This is a genomic window from Methylobacterium sp. 1973 (genome assembly GCF_040545035.1).
GTDB classification, from domain to species: domain Bacteria; phylum Pseudomonadota; class Alphaproteobacteria; order Rhizobiales; family Beijerinckiaceae; genus Methylobacterium; species Methylobacterium fujisawaense.
This window is the reverse complement of sequence record NZ_JBEPLA010000041.1, coordinates 1-1,569: the sequence shown is the minus strand read 5'-3', so window position 1 is coordinate 1,569 and position 1,569 is coordinate 1. Positions and strand designations below refer to the sequence as shown.

General features: G+C 53.6%; 1 protein-coding gene. It reads right to left on the bottom strand.

Features of this window, described 5'->3' with window-relative positions; all coding sequences use genetic code 11:
* Positions 1-339: 339 nt before the first annotated feature.
* Positions 340-1,377: an SGNH/GDSL hydrolase family protein gene (locus ABIC70_RS28350; protein ID WP_354442435.1), complete on the bottom strand. Its 1,038-nt coding sequence runs from the start codon at positions 1,375-1,377 to the stop codon at positions 340-342.
* Positions 1,378-1,569: the final 192 nt, after the last annotated feature.

Below are 1,569 nucleotides of genomic sequence, written 5' to 3'. Positions count from 1 at the left end.
ACCCGCTACGACAAACTCGCCCGCAACTACGCCTCGGCCCTCGCTCTGGCCGCCGTCATCGCCTTCTGGTGCTGATCGAGTCCACACCCTAGGGCTCAGGCGGAAGAGCCAGCGGTCAATGTGAGACCGCATGAAATCGACAAGTGTCACCTTCGTGAATGTGCGCGATGTGATCCGCGGATGCAATCTACGCGAGAGTCACCGGTCCTGCTCCTGTCGGAGTGCTTAAGGGGCGCAGACAGGCGCACCGCTCAAGCCGCATACCCGTTCGAGCGCGCGCAAGTCGACAACGTGGACGGACGGGCGGTCTCGGCCCGACCGATCTCACACAATCCACAGTTACGAGTTGGTTCTGTGGCTGATCTCGCAGTCCTCTCTTATGAGGCCAAATATACTACTGCCCATAATTTGCCTGCCGGCATCATTGTAATGGACTATGTCTGTAAATATCTGTTCGTTGATTTTCATAAACGCGTCGCTTAGATCGTGAATGCTGAAAAAATCGCGAGAGCCATACTTTCCCTCATATTCTAGTGTGACGGTTTTCAATCTTTCGTATTGGCGATCGAGGTAATTCAGAAATTCTTCGGACGCGAATGATTTTTCGCTCTCGGTCGGCGATGATTTGCGAACAACCATGGGCTGAAGAATGAAATGGACAGGTATAGCGATACCTTTTGAGAGCCGGCCGAGACGGTCAACTGCAAGTTCGAACTTCCTCACCACCTCCCATTCCCAAGCTGGATCCTTCCAACGCGTGATCAGTCTCAGATTGCGCAGTCGCGCAAATATCAGATCCTGAACCGATTCTCGGCTGAGACTGGACAGTGCTCCCTGCCGCTGATCCTGAGAAAACAGGTCGCCGTAAATGGCTTCGAGAGCAAACATATTGTACGGATTTCCCGGGCGTGGATCAAAAGTCCAGGGCTGGAAAGTATCTGTACCGCCTCCTATTATAACTATAACATCTGGATCTAAATCGATAAATTTCATGGTAGAGAGCATTATAGATTGATTAAGACAGCTGGATATTGCTCCAAAATTGTAAACATACGCCCCGACACCGAATTCTTCGCGTAGCAGTGTCTGAACTCTTCCGGGGACGGTATCGTCGTTCGTGAGTCCATCGACCAGCGTGCTGTCGCCGACAATAAACACCCTCAAGGTCTCGTTTTTACTCCTAGGCCCAGCGGCTACGTCGTTGCGATAGCCGAGCGCATCGTAGTGCCAGCCATGGTCGAATATTTGCGATGAGGGCCTTCCAGCGAATGCCACGTAGGGTGCCGGGAAGCGAATGTTCGAGTCAAAAGTCCCGAGGTGGCGAACCAGCTTCTGCTTTTCTGCATCGTTATCAGGTATGGACGATCCGGTTGTCATGCGCGTGTCCGTGAGATTGTCTGTGCGAACGCAGGCCGTTGCGTTGCAGGCTGATCTCCCGCTCACGCTCCGGCCGCCCTATACGCATTCTCTGCAAAACTGAACCGCGCCGGGTTTTCCGGAGGCCGTTTGGTTTGGCTCAGGCGGCCAAGGCTTGGACCTCGGCTTGGGCATAATAGCGTGCCTCCGCCT

Excerpts from the sequence above, each read along its gene's own strand:
- ABIC70_RS28350 (WP_354442435.1), bottom strand. The coding sequence starts at position 1,377 with ATGACAACCGGATCGTCCATACCTGATAACGATGCAGAAAAGCAGAAG.